The following is a 24,669-nucleotide window of genomic DNA, read 5'->3' on the forward strand; positions in this document are numbered from 1 at the left end:
AATTGTTAGTCACCTAGCAATTATTTAGATGTTTTCTTTACTCGATATTATTTTTCCATATTAAGTTTAATACTTTTTTGATATTTCTTTTTTCATAAGGGCAAGGTCTTTCTTCGGTTCTCATCCGGTATAACGGACAATGATTGCCTTGGCATGCAGGTCGGTAAAAGCAGGATTGGCAAACAGTATCTGTTTCCTCGCCTGATGTTACCCAACTGGCGAATTTATCATAGTCAAGTTCTAGAGTACCATCTTCTTGTAATATTCCAACTTTATTAAACTCCTCATTTAGTGAGAGGGTACATTTATATAATTGTCCATCAGAGCCAACTACTAATGAGTGTGGTTTTGCTGCGTAGCAGACCGATGCGGATGGCATCAAGGACTCTGTTATCATGGAGCTCATTCTGAATCCTTGTGTTATTGCTTCATCCGTCAGTTCCCAAATCTTTTTGTTTGCCATCGTGCGGCTGCAAACGGGGATGTCATCATCGTTTTTTCCACCCCATTTTCCAACAGGTCGAAACATAATTCCAAAACGACCGTCATCTGCAAAATGATCTTTTAAGAAACTAGTTAACTTGGATGCCTCTGGTAAGTTTTCTTCATCAAAATTAGTTCGAACTGTAATATCAAATGAACCGGTGACATCTTTTATGGCCATTAGATTATCGATGATTTTATCAAATGTTTTCCCGCCGCTTGTTAAGTGTCTTCTGCTATCGTGAACCTCTCCAACTCCATCGACCGTAATCATAAATTGGTTAATGTTCCAAGAGAGCAATCGATTGAAAACTTCTTTTGTTAATAAATAACCATTTGTAACAAGGTCACAAGAGTAATGGATATTGTTTTCGTTTGCAATCGAAATAAAGCACTCGGAAAGTTCCTCAATGACATCTAATGAGGTTAAGGGTTCACCGCCAAACCAACTAATATGCAGGGCTGATAAATTAGTTGCCTTCTCTTGAACAAAAGCTTTTAAGCCGTTTATTATTTTTCGATTCATTTTTCCACGTTCAAACGTTTCGTAACAATATGTACATCGGAAATTGCAGGCTTCGGTAGGCATTAGGACAAGATGCATGATATCTGTTCGATGCAACGACTGATGAAGAAACTGTGCTCTTCTCATTTCATCTACACTACTAGAAACTAAAAAACCATTAGTATATAAATCTTTTTGTATTTCGTTTTCTAAACAATCGGTACCAGATCTTTTTAAAGAAGAAATAACAGCTTGCTTTTCTTTATCAGAGAAATAAGTAATGGCACCAGTATAACTATTAAATAGCACAACTCCATTGTCATCTGTATGTGATAGAGCATTAAATCTAGATGGAACATATCTGTTTTCAATTTCCATATTTTCACTAACCTTCATTGAACATAGTTTGATAGACTAAAATAGTATAAGGTTATCGTTTGTAATGGTCAGTGAGTTCTATCACTAAGTAGAGAATGAAGAAAGATGTATATGTATTTGAGAATGAATTAAGTAAAAGAGAGATCTCTAAATATTAATAAAAGGGGTATCCAAGTCACTGGATACCCCTTAATCTTTATTTAAAACACTTTCGTTGTCCAATCCTCGCAATTCCAAATATCGGTCGCAATTTCACGATAGAAATCAGGTTCGTGCGATACCATCAAGATACTTCCACGATATGCCTTTAAAGCACGCTTCAATTCTTCTTTTGCGTCCACATCCAAGTGATTGGTAGGTTCGTCTAGAATTAATAAATTCGTTTCTGTGTTTAAAATTTTGCACAAACGAACTTTTGCCTTTTCTCCACCGGAAAGGACTTCGACTTTACTTTCAATATGCTTCGTCGTTAATCCACATTTTGCAAGAGCAGCACGGACTTCAGCCTGATTCATACTTGGGAACGTGCTCCAAATCTCTTCAATACAAGTGTTGTAGTTGGACTGTTTCACTTCCTGCTCGAAGTAACCGATGTGTTGATACTCACCGCGTTCCACTTTACCAGAAATGGGATCAGTCAACCCAAGAATACTTTTTAAAAGAGTAGACTTACCAATACCGTTTGCACCCACGAATGCAATTTTTTGTCCTCGTTCCATTTTTAAATTCAGAGGGCGGGAAAGTGGTTCATTGTAACCAATAACAAGATCTTCAGCCGTGAAAATCCAACGACTAGCTGCACGAGCTTCTTTGAAGTTAAACTCTGGTTTCGGCTTCTCTCTCCCCAATTCAATAACTTCCATTTTGTCGAGCTTCTTCTGACGAGACATTGCCATATTACGAGTCGCCACACTTGCCTTATTACGAGCAACGAAGTCCTTTAAATTAGCAATTTCTTGTTGTTGGCGCTTGTAAGCAGACTCAAGCTGCTGCTTCTTCATTTCATGAATATTTAGGAAGTTATCATAGTCACCAACATAGCGATTCAATTCTTGGTTTTCCATGTGGTAGATCAAATTAACAACATTGTTCAAGAATGGAATATCATGTGAAATCAAGATAAATGCATTCTCATATTCCTGTAAATAGCGCTTCAACCATTCGATATGCTGTTCATCCAAATAGTTCGTAGGCTCATCTAGTAATAGGATTTCAGGCTTTTCTAGCAAAAGCTTAGCCAGCAAAACTTTCGTACGTTGCCCACCGCTAAGATCATCTACATCTCGATCGAGTCCAACATCGTCTAATCCTAGACCACGAGCAACTTCCTCCACTTTTGAATTAATTTGATAGAAATCATTACTATCTAACGTTTCTTGCAGCTCTCCAACTTCTGCAAGCAGTGCATCGATATCAGCACCTTCATCACCCATTTTTGCATAAAGTTCATTAATCTCTGCTTCAGCATCAAATAGATATTGAAATGCAGTGCTCAAAGCTTCACGCATCGTTGTACCTTTTTGAAGAACAGCATGCTGATCTAAATATCCAACACGAACCTTTCGGGACCACTCTACTTTCCCCTCGTCGGGTTGCAGCTTTCCAGTAACAATATTCATGAAAGTAGACTTACCCTCACCATTTGCTCCAACTAGTCCAACGTGTTCACCTTTTAAAAGGCGAAAAGATACATTATTAAAAATTGCACGATCACCGAAACCGTGGCTTAAATTTTGTACATTTAATACGCTCATTTTTTTAACCCCTTATCTAATGTCACATGTAGATATCTTACTAGATTTTGGCTGCTTTTTCTATCTTGAACTTTTTGTAAAAAATGTAATTCGATTTTTAACTGACAGAGGAACCGGTTGGGGAATCATGTTAAGTATGCTATCATAGTTTTTCACGAATAATAAATGTCCAAATGTACTTGTGTTTGATAATAAGTTATGAAGCATGATATAAGTGTACAATAAGTGAAACATTTGACTTTATATTTTTTGACCGAGAGTTTGAAGTTGTATTCATAGTGAGAGGATTTGAGTTTGAAATGATAGATAATTTTTGGCGTGATTTACCACGGCCATTTTTTGTACTTGCACCAATGGAAGATGTGACAGATGTTGTTTTTCGTCATGTAGTAAGTGCAGCCGGCCGACCGGATGTATTTTTCACAGAGTTTACAAACTCGGACAGTTATTGTCATCCAGAGGGCATGAAAAGTGTGCGCGGCCGTTTGACTTTTACTGAAGATGAACAGCCAATGGTGGCACATATTTGGGGGGATAATCCCGAATATTTCCGTCAAATGAGTATTGGCATGGCAGAGCTAGGATTTAAAGGCATCGATATTAATATGGGCTGCCCTGTACCGAATGTGGCCTCGAGAGGGAAGGGCAGCGGCCTTATTCTGCGCCCAGACGTTGCGGCAGAACTTATTCAAGCAGCAAAAGCGGGCGGGCGGCCTGTCAGCGTGAAAACACGACTTGGCGATAGGGAGGTTCAGGAGTGGGAAGAGTGGCTGACGCATATTTTAAAACAGGATATTGCGAACCTTTCGATTCATTTACGTACAAGAAAGGAAATGAGCCAAGTAGATGCGCATTGGGAGCTAATTCCTGAGATCAAAAAGTTACGTGACACTATCGCACCAAATACGCTGCTAACCATCAATGGAGACATTCCTGACCGTCAAACGGGGCTGCAGCTTGCGGAACAATATGGAATTGATGGCGTGATGATTGGGCGGGGTATTTTTAAAAATCCTTTTGCTTTTGAAAAAGAGCCAAAAGAGCATAGCAGTAAAGAATACCTTGATCTTTTAAGACTGCAGCTTGATCTTCAGGATCAATATGCGGAAGTATTGCCACGTTCAATCACAGGGCTTCACCGCTTTTTCAAAATTTATGTCAAAGGATTCCCTGGAGCTGCTGAATTAAGAAACCAATTGATGAACACGAAGTCAACAGATGAAGTACGTGCATTGTTGGATAACTTTGGAAAATAATGTTGACGGATGAAAAAGCTCAATCAAATTTTTGATTGAGCTTTTTCAAAGATCATTTCTTATTTAAGCATTGTGTTCCATTAATTTAGGCATAGTTCGAGGTGTCAAAGTCTCCTTGATTAATGTTGTCTTACCTCTAAATTCAATATATTTGCAGCGTTTAAATAACCATTGCCTTGGATGTAGGAGGCTTGTCCCATATCTTCACATGCCTTAATAAGCTGTAGTTTGATGTCGTCGGGAGATTGGTTGGGATTGTTTTGCAGCATTTGTGCTACTACGCCTGCACATATCGGAGTGGCCATTGAGGTCCCGGATAATGAAAAATAGTTAGTATCGACACGTGATGATGAATTTGTTTTATCAAGAAAAGATCCCGGTGAACGTAATGAAATAATATTTACGCCAGGCGTTACAAGATCTGGTTTCATAAGCCCATCAATGGTTAGACCGCGGCTTGAAAAGTCGGGTACAGTATCGTCGGAACGATCTACTGTATTATAATCATTGGCTGCTCCCACTGTAATAACCTTTGGGCTTATCCCAGGGCTGGCAATCGTTTGCTGTGAAGGGCCTGAATTACCGGCTGCCACACAAACTACCATTCCATTATCCCATGCTTTTTCAACGGCTTTTACGACAGGATCGTCTTTGGCAGACTGTTGTGCATCGCTGCCAAGCGATAATGAAAGAATATTGATATTTAATTGTGCTTGATTTTGGATGCACCAATCAATACCGGAAATGACAGTTGAAAGTGAACCAGATCCCATTTTATCGAGAACCTTTACTCCCACTAAATTCGCCTCAGGTGCAGGACCTTTATATTTTCCACCGGATAATGATCCGTTGCCTGCTGCATCTCCTGCACAGTGGGTACCGTGACCATTATCATCATATGGAGCCGTTCTATTATTAATAAAATCTTTAAATCCTTTGATCCGCCCTTGTAAATCTTCGTGTGGATGGATGCCTGTATCAATGATTGCCAGGGTTACATCCTTACCTGTTAAACCATTTTGCTGTAATTGGTCTGAGTGAATGGAAGGAGTGGCTTTATCGAGGAGGGCTGTCACTTTTCGATCATAGTATACTTTTTTTATGTGGCTGCAATTATCGAGTAAATACTCTATTTTTTCGATGGATAATGTAGTAGAACAACAGGAAATGGAAGGGTGCTGATTTAGTTTCCTCGAATTTGTATTTTTAACATCATCAATCCCCTGCTCAAAACAGTCTGCCTCAAACTCAATGACTAATGGTAACTTCTTTGCCTTCTTGCTTAAATATTCAAGGGGTCTGTGCAAAAAACATGGAATATTCCGAAATGGGGAATAGATTTGAATTAATTCCTTCCGTAAGTTTCTATCAAGTTTATGTCCATTTCGCCGAACCAGTTGAATAATTGAAAAACCTAACATGAACATTCATTCCTCTCTTAAAAAATGTTTAAACAAGATATTCTATGCAATTTTTTAATAGAGGGAATGATTAAAACGTTTATAAAAAGATAAAAAGGGCAAAAAACTTGAAAGAAATTAGCCTTTTATGTCTTTTAAGACATTTTCTAGATTTTGCCTTGCCCCATTAATCATTCTTTCATATAGACCTAAAATAGATTGACCATAATTAGTACCCGGTACAGCCCATTTTCCATTTAAACCAACCCATGTTGGAGCAGATCCTCTTGCTACAAGGTCAAAACGGGGATCCACTAATGGATATTCATCTGGCAGTGGTTTAGTAGATGCATAGGCAAATAAATGTTGCAAATGGGCGAGTACTCCTTCCCTTGGAGTATCAAAGCTTGCACCAGGATTATCCGGTCCAGTTGCGCCTAACCCGCAAAAATTGTTCTGCTCAGGCTGCACGACCCCAGTAAATCGAAGATAGTCTGTTTCGTGCATGGCCTGTGCGAAGGCAATGTCACCTCTGATTCCGTAATATTCTCCGAAGGTTAAATAATAAATCCCTAATTCAAGCGCAGCTGGATTGATAGTTTTAACAAATAGATTCATATGTTCGGGTGAGAGAAAGGTTTGCCCTTGGATGGAATACCCCTTTGGAGCTTCTTCATTAGAAGCGCCGCTTGTGTTCTCAGCAATAATAAAGGCATCTTGAATCCCAGCATTTTTAACTTCAGTCAAACGGTTTTCAGCATTTTGACGGTTTGAAAAGGCCCCTGCTTGAACCCGATACCACGTCTCACCTGAGATTGAAACGGTATCAACAAACGATTCAATCCCTTTAGTGCGAAGAAATGCAACACGTTCATCTGCATTATCTTTTGACTTGAATGAACCGGCTATTACTTTGTAAATCGTTCCGGTATCGGGATTAGTTGGTTTACTTTTAAGATTAAATGCTTTTGCTACCCCATTTGCATGACCTTGGGCTACTTGTTGACGCCATGATGACTGTTTCATTAGTGCGGCATCTTGTGCATTGTCGATAAAACCATTTTCCGATAAAAGGGCAGGCATAGCAGATTCGCGTAGAACATGGAAATTTGCTTTTTTCTGTCCGCGGTCCTGGAGCTGGTTCAATTTCATAACCTCTGCATGGATAATGGTCTGATATTGCCCAGTTATGGAAGAGCTGGATTGGCTGGTGTGAATATAGTCTTCGTAACCCCTCGCAGCGCCATTAAAAGCATTGCAGTGAATCGACAAATAAAAATCGGCGCCCCAAGAATTCGCCTCATTTGTCCGCTGGCTTAAAGTCTTACTTGTATCGCCTGTACGGCTCATCATTACTTGAACATTTTCATAATTATTCGTTAAGATTGAACGTATTTTCAGCGCAATATCTAATGTAATATCCTTTTCTCTTAGTCCGTTGCCTACCGCACCGGGGTCTGAGCCGCCATGACCTGGATCTAAATAAAGTTTCATCAAATTTCCTCCAATCTTTTTAAAATTAATCTTCCACTTATATTTATATGGTAATATTCGGAAATTGAATGAGACAAAGTGTTATTTTATTACGATATAATGTTTTTTCCGCTTAAGTATATATATAAGGTTAATGCTTTTTAAAAGGCGTATGAACTCATCAACACGCCATGATTACAAATATTAGTTATTGTGTGTAAAATGGCACATCTGATATTCTAGTACTGTGTTATTTTTATTTATATAAAACATTTGGGGGTTAGATGAACTATGCAACTAACTTTGGAAAACACCAAAAATACCAAAGGCGACAAACTTCCATTTTCAAGGACTAATCCATTTCAAGCGAAGGTCCTTAAAAATATTAATTTAAACGGATCAGGTTCTACCAAGGAAACAAGACATATTGAATTATCACTAAAAGGTTCAGGTCTTTCTTATAACCCTGGGGATGCACTTGGAGTTGTACCTTCTAATGAACCAGAACTTGTGGCTTCCATTTTCAAAGAAATGCAATGGGATGAAGAAGAGGTTGTAGTTGTCGGAAAACAAGGGGAAACAATGCCGCTGAAGGAAGCGGTAACAATTTATTTTGAAATTACACTGTTGACTAGGAAGATTTTGCAACAGGCGGCTGCTCTGACAGAAAACGGCGAATTACAAAAGCTTGTATTGGCTGAAAATGCAGACGAACTTAAGGAATACTGCTATGGGCGAGATTTGCTTGATATGCTCCGTGATTTTGGCCCTTGGAAGGCATCTGCACAGGATATCGTTTCATTATTAAGAAAAATGACTCCGCGTCTTTATTCGATTGCAAGCAGCAATGCAGCTAATCCAGATGAAGTTCATCTTACCATCGGTGCTGTACGGTACACGGCGTACGGCCGCGAGCGAAAAGGCGTTTGCTCCGTTTTATGTGCTGAACGAGTTCAGGAAGGGGATGTGCTGCCGGTCTTTGTTCAAGCAAATAAACATTTCCATTTGCCGGAGTCCCAAGATAAAGATATTATCATGGTGGGGCCAGGGACAGGCATTGCACCATTCCGTTCTTTTATCCAGGAACGTGCAGTAAATAAGGCGGCTGGCCGTTCGTGGTTATTTTTTGGGGATCAGCACAGAGAGGTTGATTTCCTTTATCAAAATGAATTTGAAAAATATCAGCAAGATGGGATTTTGACAAGGATCGATACAGCATTCTCCCGTGACTCAGATCAAAAAGTATATGTACAGCATAAAATGCTTGAAAATAGTAAGGAATTATTTGAGTGGTTTGAAAATGGAGCCTGCTTCTACGTTTGCGGAGATAAAGAACGTATGGCGAAGGATGTTAACGAAGCACTCATTAACGTGATTGAAAAAGAAGGCGCCATGTCTCGAGAAGCAGCCGAAGCATATCTAAAAGATATGCAAAAGCAAGGACGCTATCAACGTGATGTCTATTAAGACCGTGGAAAGACCTTGGGAACGGTTCTTATGGCTTCAATAGATAAGATTCCAAGTTATAATATGACCATGAGAACCGTCCCCATGACAAACATCTGCATAAAAGTGCAGGTGTTTTTTGTTTGATTACCATTTGCAGGGGTAGTTATTCCTATTCTCTTGATGTAAATCAAGTTAAAGGGTTTAGAAGTATGATTGAATGATAAGTAAAGAATATATAATGGAGGGAATAAAAATGGCTGCCATACGGATAGAGAAAAATGAATTAATTCTAGAAGCTGGATTAGAGGATTTAAAAGAAATTATTGATGAGGCAACTGCTAATATCGATTTATATAAGGAAGAGATTGCAGTTATTTACGAAAAGATGCCCAAATTTGATTACAAATATTTCTGTTTTTATGCCTATGCTACTTATCGTCTTTTGGAAAATTCATTAAAGTTCAATACAGATGAAGTCGGACATTTTCGTCTAATTGCACCAGAATCCTTTTATTACGCTTTTTACGGAATGATTGCTGCTTTGCACACCAGCCAAAATATAAATAAAGGATGAATTTTCTTGTAACATTAAAAGGCAACTAGCCCAATCTAGGAGTTGCCTTTTTTTGTTACCCCATTTTCTCATTAATGAACGGACCCACGCTCAAAATGATTCATATCTGTGAGTTCAATGATATATTCATAATTATCAATAGCATGTATTTTCCTTAACAAGGTACGGAAGACTCCAAATGCATGGTTGTTTTTTTTATGGAAGTATAATAAAATAACCTACAATACAGAGTAAACTAATGGGGATTTAATGATTTTATGAGACCATCGGTGAACCATCGGGACGGTTCTTATGGACTTATCTAGTTATAGTATGACCATGAGAACCGTCCCTATGACACCCATGATACGAAAGGCGGAAGGGCATTGAAACTTTACAGCTCCATTCTAGATTTAATTGGAAAAACTCCGATTGTTAAATTGAATAAATTACCTGATTCAGCGGGCGGGGAAGTTTATATAAAATTGGAATCGTTTAACCCTGGAGGAAGTGTAAAAGACCGTGCGTCCATTAATATGATTGAACGTGCAGAAAAAGAAGGTCAATTAATTCCAGGAAAGAGTACCGTTATTGAGCCTACTTCAGGTAATACTGGGATTGGAATTGCTATGGTATGTGCGGTAAAAGGGTATCGATGTATTATTACGATGCCTGATAATGCTACCTTAGAGCGTGTGAAAATTTTAAAAGCGTATGGAGCGGAAGTCCATCTAACTCCAGCAAGTCTGCGAATGCAAGGCGCTATAGATGAAGCGAACCGTTTGGCTGGATCCATTAATGATAGTTTTATTCCTATGCAATTTGAGAATCCTGCAAATGCCGATGCTCATCGTGAAACGACTGCAGTTGAGATTCTAGAAGCTTTTGATGGGAAATTGGACGCCCTTGTATTGACAGCAGGAACAGGTGGAACGGTAACAGGTGTAGGGGAAGAGTTGAAAAAGCATATTCCTAACTTAAAAATATATGTAGTAGAACCGTTCGGATCGCCTGTGTTATCAGGTGGTGAACCTGGGCCGCATAAAATCCCGGGAACTGGTCCTGGTTTCATTCCTAACATTTTAAATCGTTCTATTTTTGATGAAATTTTGCTCATTAAGGATGAAGATGCCCAAGTGACGGCACGCCGGCTTGCTGCTGAAGAAGGGATCTTTGTAGGTGCATCAGGAGCATCTTCTGCGTATTTTGCTGTCGAGGCAGCAAAAAAACTTCCATCTTCAGCAAGAGTTCTATGCTTAGCACCAGACACAGGAGAACGTTATCTGTCCTCTGACTTATTTCTGGCTTGATTTTACATAAAAAAGGCAGCTTCCCTCGAAGGGTGCTGCCTTTTTTAATGCTTTTTTAAAACTGTATTTCTACACTTATAGGAAACCCATATACATAAGAGTAAAAGCTAACAGGAGTAGATAGCATGGACAAACAAAGCAGCAAATTTAGATGGATTGTATTTGCTTCTGTATTGTTGACTTATGTATTAATGGCGAGCCAGCGAACCGCTCCGGGATTGATTACTGACCAAGTGATGATGGAGTTTAGTGTAACAGCGTCAACGATTGGGTTACTGACAAGTATTCAATTTTTTGTATATACTGGTTTGCAAATCCCGATGGGTATACTGGCTGACCGATATGGACCCAATCTTTTCTTAATCGCAGGTGCAATCTTAACGGGGTTAGGTACAATGATATATAGTTTAGGAACGCATGAATTTGTCCTGTTTTTTGCCAGAATCCTTACGGGGATAGGGGATGCGACGATTTGGGTTAATATGGTGCTGATATTGGGCCAATGGTTTAAAGTAAAGGAATTTGTTCATTTAATTGGTTTTGCGGGAATGGCCGGAAGTCTTGGATTCCTCTTGGCAACCGTCCCATTTACGGCATGGATTAGTTTACTAGGCTGGAGGCCAGCATTTTTTTCAGTAGGATTATTATTGTGTCTATGCGGGATACTTCTTTATTTCGTCCTCATAAAAAAACCAAAACAGCTTAATGACCCGGCAGCTGAAAAAATTAAGATTCACCGTGAAAAAACTTTGGCTTTACTTCGTAGAATCTTTTCGAATCGGCAGGCATGGGCCTTATTCTTTTGTCATTTTGGTATTGTAGGCGCATATGTAGGATTTATCGGTTCCTGGGCTGTGCCATATGGGATGAATGTGTATGGAATGACCCGTTCAGATATGAGCCAGCTTATTATGATTGGTATGATTGGGGCACTTATGGGCGCTCCGCTGACTAGTTGGCTTTCAAGTCGTTTGGGAACAATTAAACGGCCATATGTTATTGTTCATATCACTATTTTATTGTGTTGGGCAACCTTTCTTTTATTTAAAGGAAATCCTCCATTATTCATGCTTATTATGCTGTTATTCATTATTGGCTTTGGGTATGGAGCGAGCGCTTTAACCTTCGCGATTGTCCGTCAATCATTTTCGATAATAGATTCTGGTGTTGTCTCTGGTTTTGCGAATACGGGCGGTTTCCTAAGTGCGGTTCTGCTGCCAAGTATCTTTGGAATAGTATTGGATCATTTTCATGCTTCTCCAGGAAGTGTGGGTGATGGATACTTCTATGGTTTCATTACTCCAGTTATCTTCTCTATGATTGGCTTGATAGGAGTAATTTCTCTTAAGGAAAAGCGTCAGCAAGCTACAGAACATTAAGGTGAACAGTACTCCATTTCGATAAAATTCTGCTGGCTTTTAGCGCTAGAACCATTGATATAGAGCGGTTTATTATAAAACTAATCAAACGTTTAATTGATATCAAATTTGGTCGGATAGTAGGAAAGAATGTATTTATCTAGTTTTTACAGAAAGAATGATCGGTTGTTTAATAAAAAGTAATTATTTCCTCGACAATTATTGCATGGGAAATTAGCTAGGAACTGCTTTAAAAGAAGAGCTTGACCTGTTTTTAATCAAACGTTTGATTAATGAATTTCATTTACAAATAAGTAGATTTATAGAAATTGATGTAGAATTTAATGTTTTTATAAAAGAGATGAACAATTAACTGAGATGTAATCGACAAGTTTTTTTTCTGTTTAAATAAGGTAAATCCAGTTATGACGCGAATAGAGGCTGTTTTAATCAAACGTTTAATTAACAAATAATTGCAATGAAATTTGTTGATATATAAGTGTAAGTGATAGTACAAGTTTTTTTATCATCGAAATTTGCTAACAAACAGACTGGGTATTTATAATAGGATAAGAGTACGCTTGTTTACAATCATGATTGAGTTAGAGTAGAATGATTACTTCTACTCTAATTTTTTTGAAATTTGTGGCCATGAGAACCGTCCCCATGGTCTTCATGGTCTTCCCATGGTCTTGAGGTGATAAGATGATTCATACTTATTTAGGTCAAACGATTGGCTTTGAGATAAGGTATAAAAACCGGACATCGATGAGCATTCATATAGATAGTAATGGTTATGTTGAAGTCCATGTTCCTAAAGGGATGTCGGATGAACGTGTGATTCTAGCATTAGAGGAAAAATGGGATTGGATTCAGCAGAATCTAAAGGATATGAAGGATAGAACCCATGGACCAACGGTGAAAACCTATGAACATGGCGAGAGCTTTCTTTATTTAGGAAAAGAATATCCCATTCAGATTACTCAAGATACGGAAATCCAGCAGGACTATGCCGTATTTGAAGAGGAAAAGTTACATATATTTGTGAAACAACATGAAGATGCAAAAATAAAACAAGCTTTGAAACGATTTTACTATCAGAAGTGCAAAATGTTAGTAGAAAGAAGTATTAAATCCTATCAAAATAACTTCAAAGTAAAACCAAGATCAATCAAAATTACAGATAATAAGACCAACTGGGGAACCTGTGATTCCAAACTGCAGTTAACCTTCAATTGGAAGCTGGCGATGGCACCACAAAAGGTGATTGACTATGTAGTCGTCCACGAAATGTGCCATATGGTTCATCTGAATCATGATCGCTCCTTTTGGCGTCTTGTGGGTAAAATAATACCTGATTATGAGCAGCAGGAGAACTGGTTAGCTTTATCAAGCTGGAAAATGACTGTCTAACATTTGAAACGGATATACTTGTGCTAGGCAAATAGCAATCATATTGGAGGATTATAAAAATGGAGAATAATGATATATTAATTCGATTACGGTATGCACTGGATATAAAAAATACAGATGTGGTAGAAATATTTAAACTTGGCGGTATTGAGGTAACGAAAGATGATGTACTCAAAATACTGACAAAACCAAAAGACAGTTACGATGATGAAGATTACTATTATGATGATTTAACGGAGGATGAAGAGTACATTAAATGTACAAATAGTATGTTAGAGTCATTTCTCAATGGTTTTATTACTTTTAAAAGAGGTAAACAGGAACCAAGACCAGGACAACCTGATGCACCAGCACCCACAAAGAGTAAGGAAAGTGTAAACAATATCCTGCTAAAGAAAGTGAAAATCGCATTATCATTAACAAGTGAGGATATGCTCGATATATTTGAAAAAGCAGGTATTACAGTAACAAAAGGTGAATTAAGCGCGATATTAAGAAAAGAAGGCCATAAGAATTATAAGCAGTGCCTTGATAAATACGCCAGGAATTTCTTGAAAGGCTTAGCTATTGTATATAGGTGAGTTCCATGAAGAGTATTCTAGTTGTTGATGACGATCAGCATATCCGTTATTTAGTTAAGGATTTATTAATGAAAGAGGGTTACAAGGTTTTAGAGGCAGCGGATGGATTAGAGGGACTAAGGATCGTTGAGAAGGAATTGTGCGACCTGGCTATCATAGATATCATGATGCCGAAAATGGATGGGTACAGCATGACCGAAGAACTCCGTAAATTCAATGATATCCCTATCATTTTGCTTACTGCCAAAAGTCAAATTGAAGATAAGGAAAAGGGATATCAATCAGGCACAGATGACTATTTAGTAAAACCTTTTGAGCCGAAGGAATTGCTTTTTAGAGTAAATGCGCTGTTAAGAAGATACGGAAGATTAAATGAATCCGATATAAAAATAGGAAATCTTTTTATTAATAAAAAGAGCTATGAAGTGGAAATCGCTCAAAAAACGTATATGCTGCCTTTAAAGGAATTCGATTTACTGTATTTCCTGGCCTCGCACCCTAATCAGGTTTTCAATCGAAATCAATTGATTGAGCAAGTATGGGGATTGGAATATGAAGGAGACGAAAGGACAGTTGACGTTCATATTAAACGTTTAAGAGAAAGGTTTAAGCATGTATCTGAAGCGTTTTCCATCAAGACTATAAGAGGTGTAGGCTACTCCTTGGAGGTCCATTAAATGAAATCTCTTTATGGAAAGTTTGCTCTTACGACCATATTTATCATGGTGCTTAGCGGAGTTTTATCCTTTGTTATTTCAAATGTGTATTATCAACATTCGCTTAAATCCCAAAATGACCTTAAAATCACAAATATTGCATTGGAGATTTCGGAATATATTCAGAAGGATCCAAACATTGATTTGAATGATTACTTGGATCATATTGGGTCCATTGGTTATCAACTATATATCGTGAATGATCTTGGAAGGGAACAGTTTCATGGGACTCCATATCGGGAAGAAAACCTTCCAAAGAAGGCAATTGCCGATGTTCATGCTGGTGATATCTATCATGGTATTGAGCATTTTCCACATAAGACATTTGTTACTGGATTCTTTGCCAATGAATTAAAGAATACTGTAGGAGTTCCTTTTACATACAAGCAACGAAAATTTGCCCTATTTATCCGTCCGGATATTAAAATGATGTTTAATGAGATGCATTTATTGTTTGCCTGGCTATTGCTTTCTTCCATTTTATTAAGTATTTTATTTGTTTTAATAAGCTCGAAATACTTAGTAAAACCGATAGTCAAATTAAATCAGGCAACCAAAACACTTGCTGAGGGAAATTTCACGTTTCATTTGGATATTAATCGCAAAGATGAAATAGGTGACTTAGCCGGAAGCTTTATGAATATGTCAAGAAAGCTGGCTAAGGTAGATCAGTTACGAAAAGAGTTTATATCAAATGTCTCCCATGATATCCAATCTCCGATCACGAATATAAAAGGATATATGAACTTATTAGATGATGAGGAAATTTCCTATGAGAAAAAGCAAAATCACATAAAAGTCATTCATTCGGAACTCAATCGTTTATCTACTCTTTCAAAACAGCTGCTACTTCTCTCTTCGATTGAAAGCAAGAAGGATTTAATGGACGTAAAAGAATTCAATGTGGCCGAACAAATTAAAAGTGTTATTCAGCAATATCGCTGGAGAATAACTGAAAAGGAACTTATGCTAAGCTACTCCCTCCCAGAGACAAAAATGAAGGGGGATCCTTTTTTGTTATATTCGGTGTGGGAAAACCTATTAACCAATGCAATAAAATATAATGTGGAGAATGGCAGTATCGATATTATCGTAACGAGTCTGAATGACTCCATCGAAGTCCAATTTAAGGATTCAGGAATCGGATTGGCAGTTGAACAAATAGAGCGAATCTATGACCGTTTTTACCGTGGAGACCCTTCAAGGACTAAAGTTGTGGAAGGGACGGGATTGGGTCTTTCAATCGTTCAAAGTATTGTACAATTGCATCAAGGAAAAATAGTAGTGGAAAGTGGTAAAGATTTCGGCACTACTTTTACAGTAAATCTTCCATACAAAGATCCAGACACAAGTAACCTATAGAAATTAGGACCATTCCTTCGAATGGTCTTTTTGTGTTGAACGGAAAAGATTTTAGATAAAATTTGCAATCGCTCAAATGTAACTTCCTGTTCATCGTCAGTTCACATAGCGATTATATACTAAGGATGTCAAAAAGAGATTGGGAGGAATTAAGATGAACATGGCTTGGAAAGAAATTAAAAAAAATAAAGTAAGGTTTTTGATTTTAGGTTCAATCGTTTTTCTCGTTAGTTTATTAACGTTTATTATATCTGGTTTAGCAAATGGATTATCACAAGACAATGCTGCATTAATTAAAGATTTACCAAGCGGGCAATTTTATATGAATGAAGATGCAGACGAAACCTATAATCTGTCAAGAATAGATAGCCGTATTCAAGGTGAAATCTTAAACAAACAAAAGGATGCCGTAGCATTATCCATCCAAATGGGCTTTTTAAATGATGAGAAAGGGAAGCAGCGAAGCGTCGCCTTTGTTACATCGACAGATTCAAAGTTATTTAACAATGTTAAAAATGGAGAAATCGTATTAGATCGCTCATTGGAGAATGAAGGTATAAAGGTTGGAGACACCTTAACGAATAATCAATATAGTGGAAAGTTTGTTGTAAAAGGTTTTGTGGACCATAAGAAATACAGCCATGCCCCTGTCGCTTCTATCAGTATGGAGGACTACAAAGAAATTTACCGAGTCGAAGAAATGCAATTGGTTTTCGTACCGGGAGGGGATTCCTCGCAGGAAATCGCTGGATTACAATCTTTCACGAAAAAAGATTTTCTCAATACCATTCCGAGTTATAGTGCAGAACAAATGTCTTTAAATATGATTGTTTGGTTTTTAGTTATCATTAGCGGAATGTTGTTTGCTATATTTTTCTACATGATGAATGTTCAAAAAATTGGTTTATACGGTATTTTAAAGGCAATCGGTGTAAAAACAAGTACGTTGTTTAAAATGATGTGGACACAAATGGTTTTTATTACAGTCATTGCACTTGCCATATCTGTTACATTCAGTCAGGTTTTTACTATGATTGCACCTAAGGGAATGCCATTTAGTTTAACCCCTGAAACAACACTTCAATTGTCGGCAGTCTTCCTAATCATCGGATTTATTGGAGCTACGCTATCAGGTGTACAAATAAGAAAAGTAGAGCCATTACAAGCGATTCAACAAGGAGAGGTTTAATATGGCATTATTTACGATTGATGAAGTTAGAAAAACATTTACGAATGGTGAAGTGAAGGAAGAAATACTAAAAGGAATTAATCTATCTCTTAGAGAAGGGGAGATAACAGCATTAGTCGGTGCATCAGGTTCAGGTAAAAGTACACTCCTTACTATCGCAGCAGGACTTCAACCTGCATCAGAGGGACAAGTAATATTTGAAGGTGAAAATATGATTACCATGGGTTCAGAGCAGGTTCGGAAAATACGAGCAAGTAAATTCGGTTTCGTCTTTCAATTTGCCCATCTTGTTCCTTTTCTCACGGTAGAAGAACAACTGATGCTTATGCTGGATGTTTCTGAATCGAAATTAAAGAAACATGAGCAAAAAAAGGAAGTGGTTAAAATTCTAAAGTTAGTTGGAATGGAGCATCGGAAAAATGCTTATCCGTCTTCCTTGTCAGGCGGGGAAAAACAACGGGTTGCCATTGCTCGTGCCATCATCCATAAACCTAAAGTTCTCTTCGCAGATGAACCAACCGCAAGTTTAGATTCAAAAAGGTCTAAGGATGTTATGTCGTTAATCCGAGATTTAACGAAAACGCTGAACATTACGACCCTAATGGTAACACACGACGAAGAAATGCTGGCATTTGCTGATCATGTAATTAAAATGAGCGATGGACAGGTTTTGCAAAGTGCAGGTGAAATTCTATAGATTTCTTACCAGTTTTAATGTAAAATCTCTTACCTGCGGATATGTGGGCTGCACCTGCGGATTTCTGTCGCTTACCTGCATAATTCTCCACTTTACCTGCGGATATTCTTTGTTTACCTGCCTAACCAATTCCTCGGCCAAACTTGGTGATGAAATAGCCAGGCTGCGGCCTGGCTTAGGTAACATGATTTCCTATAAATGGATAATCCGCTTGTTTTTTTGTGTGGATCTTGGATTGAGGTGCCATTTTTTCTTACCAGTTTAAATGTAGAATCTCTTACCTGCGGATATGTGGGCTGTACCTGCGGATTTCTGTCGCTTACCTGCATAACTCTCCACTTTACCTGCGGATATCCTTTGTTTACCTGCCTAATCAATTCCTCGGCCAAACTTGGTGATGAAATAGCCAGGCTGCGGCCTGGCTTAGGTAACTTGATTTCCTATAAATGGTTAATCTGTCTGTTCTTTGAAACCAACCGAGTCTGAATGCGCCTGCGCAAAACAATAACATAGCCCATAATAAAGCAAAACCCTGTAAGTGACATTGTCACCTTACAGGGCTTTTAGATTAGTCTTCTACAATATCTTTACGATTTTTCTTGAATATCTTAGATAGTACTTCATAAACAATGGGGACGACAATTAGTGTTAATAACGTTGAACTTGCTAAACCGCCGATAACAGTAATACCAAGACCCTTCGAGATTAACCCGCCGCCGCCTGAGCCAATGGCTAATGGGATTAATGCCCCAATGGTTGCAATAGCTGTCATTAGGATTGGGCGCAGGCGCGTTGCACCAGCTTCTAGTACTGCTTCACGCATCGTCATGCCATCACGTTCCATGTGAATTATCCGGTCTACGAGAACAATCGCATTCGTAACAACGATACCGATTAACATTAACAGACCCATCATAACAGATACAGATATAGTTTCACCTGCGATTAATAAACCAACAAATGAACCAATCACTGCAAATGGTAATGAGAATAGGATCGCAAACGGTGCGACACCTTCACGGAAGGTTACAACTAGGATAAAGTAAACAATCGCAATCGCTGCAAGCATGGCCATACCTAGCTGTGTAAAGGTCTCGGTCATATCCGCCTGGACTCCGGCTACGCCGATCGTAACACCTTTCGGTAAATCTAATTTATCAATTTCCTTATCTACTTCAGCTGTTGCTTTTGAAATATCCTTATCAAGGATGGTTCCTGAAACCGTTGCATAGTATTCACCTTTGCTGCGTGCTAGGGTATTTAATGTTGTACCTTTTTCAACGGTTACCAGTTCTGAAAGCGGCAGGGTCGTACCAAGTGCTGTCGGTACTTGTGCTGCTAAAATATCGTCAATGGATTTTGGCTGCGCAGCTTGTTCCTGCTGAACGATAACTTCTAATTCATTACCATCTTTTTCAATCGTTGTTAATACATCTTGAGTTTTTGTTGGGTTTAACATCATGACGATTTGACCAGTCGTTAAACCATATTGCAGTAATTCATCTTGTTCTACTTTGAATGTATATTCCACGTAAGCTTCCTCAGCACTTGAAGAAACATCTTCTAGGCCGTCATTTTTACTCAGAACCCCTTCCACCATTTTTACAGCTTCATTTAGTTTATCTAAATCTTCACTATAGAAAGTGTAGCTAACTTCATTTGTAGACATCGACATAGCAGCGAAATTTTGACTCTTCCACTCGCCGGTCTGACCTATGTTAAATACATACTCTTCAATTTCTTCACGGACTTCTGGGAAATTATCCATTTCTGGATCAAAGATGAGGTACATTAATGCACCATCTCCGCCGCCGCCCATCATCGCGGCCATCGGATCTCCAGCTTCGGTTACAGATATCTGAACGATATCAATATCATCACGTTTTAGCATTTCTTCCTCTACTGCTTCAACGTTTGCTAATGTTTCATCCTTTAGCTCGCCAGCTTTTGGTGTGTATGTTAAGTACATAACCTTTTCTTCTTCACTGCCCATAAAGCTAAAACCGATTAATGGTGTTAACGCCAAACTGCCTGCTAACAAAACAACCGCAATAACGGAGGTAATCACTTTATGGTTAAGTGTCCATCCAAGGATGCCTTTGTACCAGTTCGCTAATTTACCAGCTTCTTTATGGCTGCTTTCTGTTTTTTCACTATATAACCTTTTCTTAAATAAGAAGTGAGATAACGCAGGAACAATTGTAATCGCAACAATTAATGAAGCGCCTAGAGCAAATGTCATCGTTAATGCGAACGGCATAAATAGCTCACCAACCATACCGCCAACAAAGATAAGAGGTGCAAATACTGCAACCGTTACTAATGTTGAAGACAGGATTGGTTTGAACATTTCGATTGTCGCTTCACGGACAAGCGCACGACCTGATAATTTTTCTTCTTTTAAATGTAGACGTCGATATATATTTTCAACTACTACGATTGAGTCATCGATTACACGGCCGATGGCAACCGTAACGGCGCCGAGCGTCATGATATTGAGTGTAATTTCCATCCAGTTAAGCAATAGGAATGCCATGAAAATGGAAACTGGAATAGAAACGATTGAAATAATGGTTGATTTAAAATCGCGTAGGAATAAAAGTATAATTAATACGGCAATTAAACCACCAAATAGTGCTTTTTCAACCATTGTTTTAACGGATTCTTCAATTGGAGCACCTTGGTCAAGTGATACATCGATGACCAGACCATCAATTTTTTCCTTTTGTTCTTTGATTAAATCCTTTACACTGTTTACAACATCTACAGTGTTTGCTTCTTGACCTTTGACAATTTGAATGGCAATGGCATTTTCACCATTTGTACGTGAAATCGATTGTACTTTCCCTACTACTTCAATTTCAGCAATGTCACTAAGCTTCACAAATGGTGAAGGCTGTGCTGCTGATGGTGTTACAGGAATAAGCATTTCTTTTAATTCATCAGCGGTCATGAACTTTCCATCTATGGCTACAGCTTGTTCGCCTTCTTCAAATTCGTATAGACCTAATGAAACCGCAAGGTCACTTGCTTGAATCATTTGTTTTACCGTATCTTCTTTCAAGCCAAATTGAGCCATTTTTGCTTCGTCATACGTAAGCTGAACTTCCTCAATATGCTGACCTGTAATGGTTGCAGAAGCAACACCATCAATTTTCTCGACTTTTGGAAGAATAATTTCCTCAACGGTTGACGTTAATTCAACGATATCCTCAGTTGTGCTGCTAATACTTAGTGCCATAACTGGCATCATGTTCATACTAATCGCTGTAATGATTGGTTCTTGTGCATTTTCGGGCAGCTTCACGGACTCTAATGCAGATTTTAATGCACGATTTGCTTCGTCCATATCTTCACCGTATTCGTATTCCACTTGAAGACTAGCCATGTTAGCATTTGAATTGGAATAAACGGATTTTACACCTTTTAAGTTTTCTATCGCTTTCTCTAAAGGTTTAGAGACATCTTCCATTACTTGCTCTGGAGTTGCCCCAGGATATACATCCATTACCATTAGATATGGAATTGAAATATCTGGAATGGTTTCCATATTCATTTTTGTACCTGAATAAATACCAGATACCGTAATGATGATTGTAAGTAACCATACTGCTAGTTTGTTTCCAAGAACAAAGTTGACTAAACCTTTCACGATTACACCTACCCTTAATTGACTTATCTAACCCATTTACTTATAATACTGACTAACCGGTCATCTGTCAATGATTGAACCTAGGAGTGAAGAATGAAGTATGAAGAAACAGTTAATAATGGAAAAAGCAATAGAACTCTTTGCTAAACAGGGTTTTGAAGCTACATCTGTCCAACAGATAACAGAACATTGCGGCATTTCCAAAGGTGCCTTTTATCTATCTTTTAAGTCAAAAGATGAATTAATTATCGAGATAATCGATCACTTTATGATTCAGTTCACCTCTGAAATTGACTATCTAGTCAGAAATGCGAAGGATGGAGAAAATCTTCTGTATAAATTTTATTATGCGATATTCAACTCATTTCAAAAGCATTCTGATTTTGGAAAAATACTAATCAAGGAGCAATCTCGTTCTTTTAATGAGGATTTCATCGTGAAAATGCGTTACTACGACAGATTGATGGATAAAACGATTCTTTCGATGGTAGAGTGTTTGTATGGAGATGATGAAGTAAAAGAGATAAAATATGATTTAGTATTTTGTATAAAAGGCTTTATGAGTATGTATTCTCAGCTATTTTTGTTTTATAACGTACCATTAGATCTGGATTTGTTGTCAAAATCGTTGGTGGAAAAAACAAATCTGCTTGCTAGGAACTCCACCATTCCTTTTATTTCAAAAGGGCTGATCAATGTGATGGAAGAGCCGACATTGGAGAATTTTACAAAAGAAAAGATTCTCTTACTAATGGATCAAGAAATAAAAGAAATGGAAGAGTCTATAGAAAAGGAATCTTTAGTACTGTTAAAACAGCAGCTGCATGAACCAACATTTGGCAGGGCGATTGTTAAAGGGTTACTAAAAAATATCCGAAATCATCCTCAAACCAAATGGATTTCATATTTACTGGGTAGTTTTTTTGATATGTAGACTTAAAGGTGGGCTAAAGGTGTTTATTTTAACAGAGGCTGCAAAAGCAGAAATACAAAATCGGTTGGAGTTATCAGATTCTGCTAAGTTTATCCGATTACAAATGCGTAAAAGTTGTTTTATGAAGGTGAAATTGACATTAGAAGACACGATTCAAGAAAATGATAGTGAGATAGTTAAAGATGCCTTAAATTTCATCATCGACAAAGGTGAATGTCATTATTTTCGTGATAAAAAACTAGATTTCATCCCGGATCAAACAGGTTTTAAACAGTTTGAAGTAATTTAATATTCTCTAAACGATAAAGAGCTCATTCTAAAAAAGATGAGTTCTTTTTTATTTTGCAATAGAAATGCAACTCACTTTGTAGGGATAATGAAGTCAATTTTATTGACATACTAATAGTTGCGAGGTAGTATAAGTACATCGATTAGATATTTACGAACGCCGTTCGACAATGGCGAATGAAAGAAGGAAGATGATGTCTGAACGTTTAATTCAATCGATAGAAAGGGCAGCGGATGTCCTAGAATTGTTTTTGACTACAAGTCCAGAGCTAAGTGTTAAAGAGATAAGTGAAAAGCTTCAATTATCAAAAAGCACTGTTCATGGAATTATTAAGACTTTGGAACATAGAGGTTATTTGCAGCAGAATCCAGAGGATTTGAAGTATAAGCTGGGGATTAAACTTTTCACATTAGGTAACTTTGTAGGTAAACATCTCGATATTGGAAATATAGCAAGACCTATTATTAGAGATTTGGCGGATGAATTAAATGAAACGGTGCACTTAGTTACATTACAGCGCGATGAAGTTGTTTATATTGAAAAAGTAGAAGGGCCAAGAGCTCTTACGATTTACTCCCATATTGGAAAACGAGCACCCGTTCATTGTACAGGTGTGGGGAAGGCAATACTTGCTCATCTAAGTGAAAAAGACGTTGATAGGCTGTTATCAGAAGCAAGTTTAAAAGCATTTACAGAGTATACGATGACAGATGTTAAAGAAATAAAAAAACATTTAGTTTCTGTTCGTGAGACTGGATATGCGGTCGATGATGAAGAAATCGAGTTGGGGCTGAAATGTATCGCCGCACCGATATTCAATCATAATGGAAATGTAATCGCTTCAATTAGCTGTGCAGCTCCTAAAATGAGACTAGATGAAGAAATGCTCCCTAAAGTCATAGCGGGGATTAAGAGAGCTGCATCTGAGATTTCAAGTTCGTTAGGGTATAAAGGGAATTCCTATTAAAAGGAAGCTAGAGTAAAAAACATACAAAAATAAAGTAATTTCTAGGAGGAGAAGTATTTTGTCAAAAGTTAAAGTTGCTGTTCTTGGCTCAGGTAACATTGGTACAGATTTAATGATTAAGCTTGGTCGTTCTGAATTACTAGAATTGACTGCAGTAATTGGGATTGACCCACAATCAGACGGTTTACGCCGTGCGAGAGAAATGGGCTATGCAGGGGTTGCGACAGGGATTGATGGTTTTCTAGCAGATCCGGAACTAGAAGCCGATATCGTTTTTGATGCCACTTCTGCAAAAGCTCATCTTTATAATGCAAAGGTGTTAAAAGAAGCGGGGATTAAAGTAATAGATATGACACCAGCTGCGGTTGGCCCATATGTCTGTGCCGCAGTTAATATTGACGAGCATTTAGAAAAAGATAATATCAATTTGATTACATGTGGCGGTCAGGCTACCATCCCAATGGTTCATGCTGTAAACCGTGTAAGTCCAGTAGAATATGCTGAAATCGTTGCGACCATTTCTAGTAAAAGTGCTGGCCCGGGTACTCGTGCTAATATCGATGAATTTACCGAAACAACTTCCCGTGCGATTGAAGTAGTCGGTGGAGCGAAAAAAGGGAAGGCAATTATGATCTTAAACCCTGCTGAACCTCCAATCATGATGCGCGATACAGTCTATACCCTTGTAGAGGAAGGAAAAATGGACGAAGAAGGTATTAGAAAATCCATTGCGGAAATGACAGAAGTTGTTCAATCCTATGTTCCGGGTTATCAGCTCCGTACCGAACCTATTTTCGAAGGTAATAAAGTAACGATCTTTATTCAAGTAGAGGGTGCTGGTGATTACCTGCCAAAATACTCAGGAAACCTTGATATTATGACAGCTGCTGGTGTGAAAATTGCCGAAGAGTTTGCTAAAAACCTATTAAAGAAAGAAACAGTTTAAGCTG

22 protein-coding genes are annotated in these 24,669 nt (G+C 38.0%); 15 read left to right on the top strand and 7 right to left on the bottom strand.

Going from position 1 to position 24,669, the window contains the following annotated elements; all coding sequences use genetic code 11:
- Positions 1-37: 37 nt before the first annotated feature.
- Entirely contained in the window at positions 38-1,366 is a 1,329-nt protein-coding gene (locus ACY3XC_RS21295; RefSeq protein ID WP_464870323.1) for a radical SAM protein, read from the bottom strand.
- Positions 1,367-1,566: 200 nt separating this feature from the next.
- Entirely contained in the window at positions 1,567-3,120 is a 1,554-nt protein-coding gene (locus ACY3XC_RS21300; protein WP_464870324.1) for an ABC-F family ATP-binding cassette domain-containing protein, read from the bottom strand.
- Between the two features lie 299 nt (positions 3,121-3,419).
- Between ACY3XC_RS21300 and ACY3XC_RS21305 the strand changes: the two genes are divergently transcribed.
- Positions 3,420-4,376: a tRNA dihydrouridine synthase gene (locus ACY3XC_RS21305; RefSeq protein ID WP_464870325.1), complete on the top strand. Its 957-nt coding sequence runs from the start codon at positions 3,420-3,422 to the stop codon at positions 4,374-4,376.
- A 119-nt stretch (positions 4,377-4,495) separates the two neighbouring features.
- On the opposite strand, the gene ACY3XC_RS21310 is transcribed toward ACY3XC_RS21305, so the two are convergent.
- Positions 4,496-5,797, bottom strand: a complete 1,302-nt coding sequence (locus tag ACY3XC_RS21310; protein ID WP_464870405.1) for a S8 family peptidase — start codon at positions 5,795-5,797, stop codon at positions 4,496-4,498.
- Between the two features lie 117 nt (positions 5,798-5,914).
- Positions 5,915-7,270 carry an N-acetylmuramoyl-L-alanine amidase gene (locus ACY3XC_RS21315; protein ID WP_464870326.1) on the bottom strand — a complete coding sequence of 452 codons (1,356 nt, stop codon included), beginning with the start codon at positions 7,268-7,270 and terminating at the stop codon, positions 5,915-5,917.
- 270 nt (positions 7,271-7,540) lie between these two features.
- Between ACY3XC_RS21315 and ACY3XC_RS21320 the strand changes: the two genes are divergently transcribed.
- Together ACY3XC_RS21320 and ACY3XC_RS21325 are read left to right on the top strand one after the other, a co-directional pair.
- Positions 7,541-8,716 (top strand): sulfite reductase subunit alpha, encoded by a 1,176-nt coding sequence (locus tag ACY3XC_RS21320; RefSeq protein WP_464870327.1) that lies wholly within the window; start codon positions 7,541-7,543, stop codon positions 8,714-8,716.
- A gap of 235 nt (positions 8,717-8,951) precedes the next feature.
- On the top strand, positions 8,952-9,272 hold the full coding sequence (locus tag ACY3XC_RS21325; protein ID WP_464870328.1) for a hypothetical protein: 321 nt from the start codon (positions 8,952-8,954) through the stop codon (positions 9,270-9,272).
- Between the two features lie 71 nt (positions 9,273-9,343).
- Here ACY3XC_RS21325 and ACY3XC_RS21330 read toward each other — a convergent pair whose 3' ends face one another.
- The gene (locus ACY3XC_RS21330) at positions 9,344-9,433 is read right to left on the bottom strand and encodes a DUF3896 family protein (protein WP_464870330.1); all 90 of its coding nucleotides are present in this window, start codon (positions 9,431-9,433) and stop codon (positions 9,344-9,346) included.
- Positions 9,434-9,637: 204 nt separating this feature from the next.
- On the opposite strand from ACY3XC_RS21330, the gene cysK reads away from it, so the two are divergent.
- The 8 genes from cysK (at position 9,638) to ACY3XC_RS21370 (ending at position 17,877) form a co-directional block, all read left to right on the top strand.
- Complete coding sequence (gene cysK, locus ACY3XC_RS21335; protein ID WP_464870331.1) at positions 9,638-10,561, top strand: cysteine synthase A; 924 nt, start codon at positions 9,638-9,640, stop codon at positions 10,559-10,561.
- A gap of 125 nt (positions 10,562-10,686) precedes the next feature.
- On the top strand, positions 10,687-11,940 hold the full coding sequence (locus ACY3XC_RS21340) for an MFS transporter (protein WP_464870332.1): 1,254 nt from the start codon (positions 10,687-10,689) through the stop codon (positions 11,938-11,940).
- Between the two features lie 684 nt (positions 11,941-12,624).
- Positions 12,625-13,332, top strand: a complete 708-nt coding sequence (locus ACY3XC_RS21345; RefSeq protein ID WP_464870333.1) for a M48 family metallopeptidase — start codon at positions 12,625-12,627, stop codon at positions 13,330-13,332.
- Between the two features lie 53 nt (positions 13,333-13,385).
- Positions 13,386-13,913 (top strand): YehS family protein, encoded by a 528-nt coding sequence (locus ACY3XC_RS21350; protein ID WP_464870406.1) that lies wholly within the window; start codon positions 13,386-13,388, stop codon positions 13,911-13,913.
- Positions 13,914-13,918: 5 nt separating this feature from the next.
- Positions 13,919-14,590, top strand: coding sequence for a response regulator transcription factor (locus ACY3XC_RS21355; RefSeq protein WP_464870334.1), 672 nt, complete (start codon positions 13,919-13,921; stop codon positions 14,588-14,590).
- Positions 14,591-15,991 carry a HAMP domain-containing sensor histidine kinase gene (locus tag ACY3XC_RS21360; RefSeq protein ID WP_464870335.1) on the top strand — a complete coding sequence of 467 codons (1,401 nt, stop codon included), beginning with the start codon at positions 14,591-14,593 and terminating at the stop codon, positions 15,989-15,991.
- Positions 15,992-16,145: 154 nt separating this feature from the next.
- Positions 16,146-17,180 carry an ABC transporter permease gene (locus ACY3XC_RS21365; RefSeq protein ID WP_464870336.1) on the top strand — a complete coding sequence of 345 codons (1,035 nt, stop codon included), beginning with the start codon at positions 16,146-16,148 and terminating at the stop codon, positions 17,178-17,180.
- Position 17,181: 1 nt separating this feature from the next.
- Positions 17,182-17,877, top strand: a complete 696-nt coding sequence (locus tag ACY3XC_RS21370; RefSeq protein WP_464870337.1) for an ABC transporter ATP-binding protein — start codon at positions 17,182-17,184, stop codon at positions 17,875-17,877.
- Here the strand turns inward: ACY3XC_RS21370 and ACY3XC_RS21375 are convergent.
- Positions 17,872-18,063 (bottom strand): hypothetical protein, encoded by a 192-nt coding sequence (locus tag ACY3XC_RS21375; protein ID WP_464870338.1) that lies wholly within the window; start codon positions 18,061-18,063, stop codon positions 17,872-17,874. The two genes, ACY3XC_RS21370 and ACY3XC_RS21375, sit on opposite strands and share 6 nt — an antisense overlap.
- 382 nt (positions 18,064-18,445) lie before the next feature.
- Positions 18,446-21,529 carry an efflux RND transporter permease subunit gene (locus ACY3XC_RS21380; RefSeq protein ID WP_464870339.1) on the bottom strand — a complete coding sequence of 1,028 codons (3,084 nt, stop codon included), beginning with the start codon at positions 21,527-21,529 and terminating at the stop codon, positions 18,446-18,448.
- A gap of 100 nt (positions 21,530-21,629) precedes the next feature.
- Between ACY3XC_RS21380 and ACY3XC_RS21385 the strand changes: the two genes are divergently transcribed.
- From ACY3XC_RS21385 to ACY3XC_RS21400, 4 genes are all read left to right on the top strand, one after another.
- Positions 21,630-22,463, top strand: a complete 834-nt coding sequence (locus tag ACY3XC_RS21385) for a TetR/AcrR family transcriptional regulator (RefSeq protein WP_179159380.1) — start codon at positions 21,630-21,632, stop codon at positions 22,461-22,463.
- A 19-nt stretch (positions 22,464-22,482) separates the two neighbouring features.
- Positions 22,483-22,752: an iron-sulfur cluster biosynthesis family protein gene (locus ACY3XC_RS21390; protein WP_464870340.1), complete on the top strand. Its 270-nt coding sequence runs from the start codon at positions 22,483-22,485 to the stop codon at positions 22,750-22,752.
- Positions 22,753-22,945: 193 nt separating this feature from the next.
- Positions 22,946-23,719, top strand: a complete 774-nt coding sequence (locus ACY3XC_RS21395; protein ID WP_464870341.1) for an IclR family transcriptional regulator — start codon at positions 22,946-22,948, stop codon at positions 23,717-23,719.
- 58 nt (positions 23,720-23,777) lie between these two features.
- Entirely contained in the window at positions 23,778-24,665 is an 888-nt protein-coding gene (locus ACY3XC_RS21400) for an acetaldehyde dehydrogenase (acetylating) (RefSeq protein WP_464870342.1), read from the top strand.
- Positions 24,666-24,669 lie beyond the last annotated feature (4 nt).

This window comes from Bacillus sp. CZDM1 (assembly GCF_055502545.1).

What these genes read in the sequence shown, in the direction of transcription:
- ACY3XC_RS21300 (WP_464870324.1), bottom strand. Translation starts at nt 3,120, where the DNA reads ATGAGCGTATTAAATGTACAAAATTTAAGCCACGGTTTCGGTGATCGT.
- ACY3XC_RS21310 (WP_464870405.1), bottom strand. Translation starts at nt 5,797, where the DNA reads ATGTTAGGTTTTTCAATTATTCAACTGGTTCGGCGAAATGGACATAAA.
- ACY3XC_RS21295 (WP_464870323.1), bottom strand. Translation starts at nt 1,366, where the DNA reads ATGGAAATTGAAAACAGATATGTTCCATCTAGATTTAATGCTCTATCA.
- ACY3XC_RS21320 (WP_464870327.1), top strand. Translation starts at nt 7,541, where the DNA reads ATGCAACTAACTTTGGAAAACACCAAAAATACCAAAGGCGACAAACTT.
- ACY3XC_RS21360 (WP_464870335.1), top strand. Translation starts at nt 14,591, where the DNA reads ATGAAATCTCTTTATGGAAAGTTTGCTCTTACGACCATATTTATCATG.
- ACY3XC_RS21395 (WP_464870341.1), top strand. Translation starts at nt 22,946, where the DNA reads ATGTCTGAACGTTTAATTCAATCGATAGAAAGGGCAGCGGATGTCCTA.
- ACY3XC_RS21385 (WP_179159380.1), top strand. Translation starts at nt 21,630, where the DNA reads ATGAAGAAACAGTTAATAATGGAAAAAGCAATAGAACTCTTTGCTAAA.
- ACY3XC_RS21325 (WP_464870328.1), top strand. Translation starts at nt 8,952, where the DNA reads ATGGCTGCCATACGGATAGAGAAAAATGAATTAATTCTAGAAGCTGGA.
- ACY3XC_RS21305 (WP_464870325.1), top strand. Translation starts at nt 3,420, where the DNA reads ATGATAGATAATTTTTGGCGTGATTTACCACGGCCATTTTTTGTACTT.
- ACY3XC_RS21340 (WP_464870332.1), top strand. Translation starts at nt 10,687, where the DNA reads ATGGACAAACAAAGCAGCAAATTTAGATGGATTGTATTTGCTTCTGTA.
- ACY3XC_RS21370 (WP_464870337.1), top strand. Translation starts at nt 17,182, where the DNA reads ATGGCATTATTTACGATTGATGAAGTTAGAAAAACATTTACGAATGGT.
- ACY3XC_RS21315 (WP_464870326.1), bottom strand. Translation starts at nt 7,270, where the DNA reads ATGAAACTTTATTTAGATCCAGGTCATGGCGGCTCAGACCCCGGTGCG.
- ACY3XC_RS21365 (WP_464870336.1), top strand. Translation starts at nt 16,146, where the DNA reads ATGAACATGGCTTGGAAAGAAATTAAAAAAAATAAAGTAAGGTTTTTG.
- ACY3XC_RS21355 (WP_464870334.1), top strand. Translation starts at nt 13,919, where the DNA reads ATGAAGAGTATTCTAGTTGTTGATGACGATCAGCATATCCGTTATTTA.
- ACY3XC_RS21375 (WP_464870338.1), bottom strand. Translation starts at nt 18,063, where the DNA reads ATGTTACCTAAGCCAGGCCGCAGCCTGGCTATTTCATCACCAAGTTTG.
- ACY3XC_RS21345 (WP_464870333.1), top strand. Translation starts at nt 12,625, where the DNA reads ATGATTCATACTTATTTAGGTCAAACGATTGGCTTTGAGATAAGGTAT.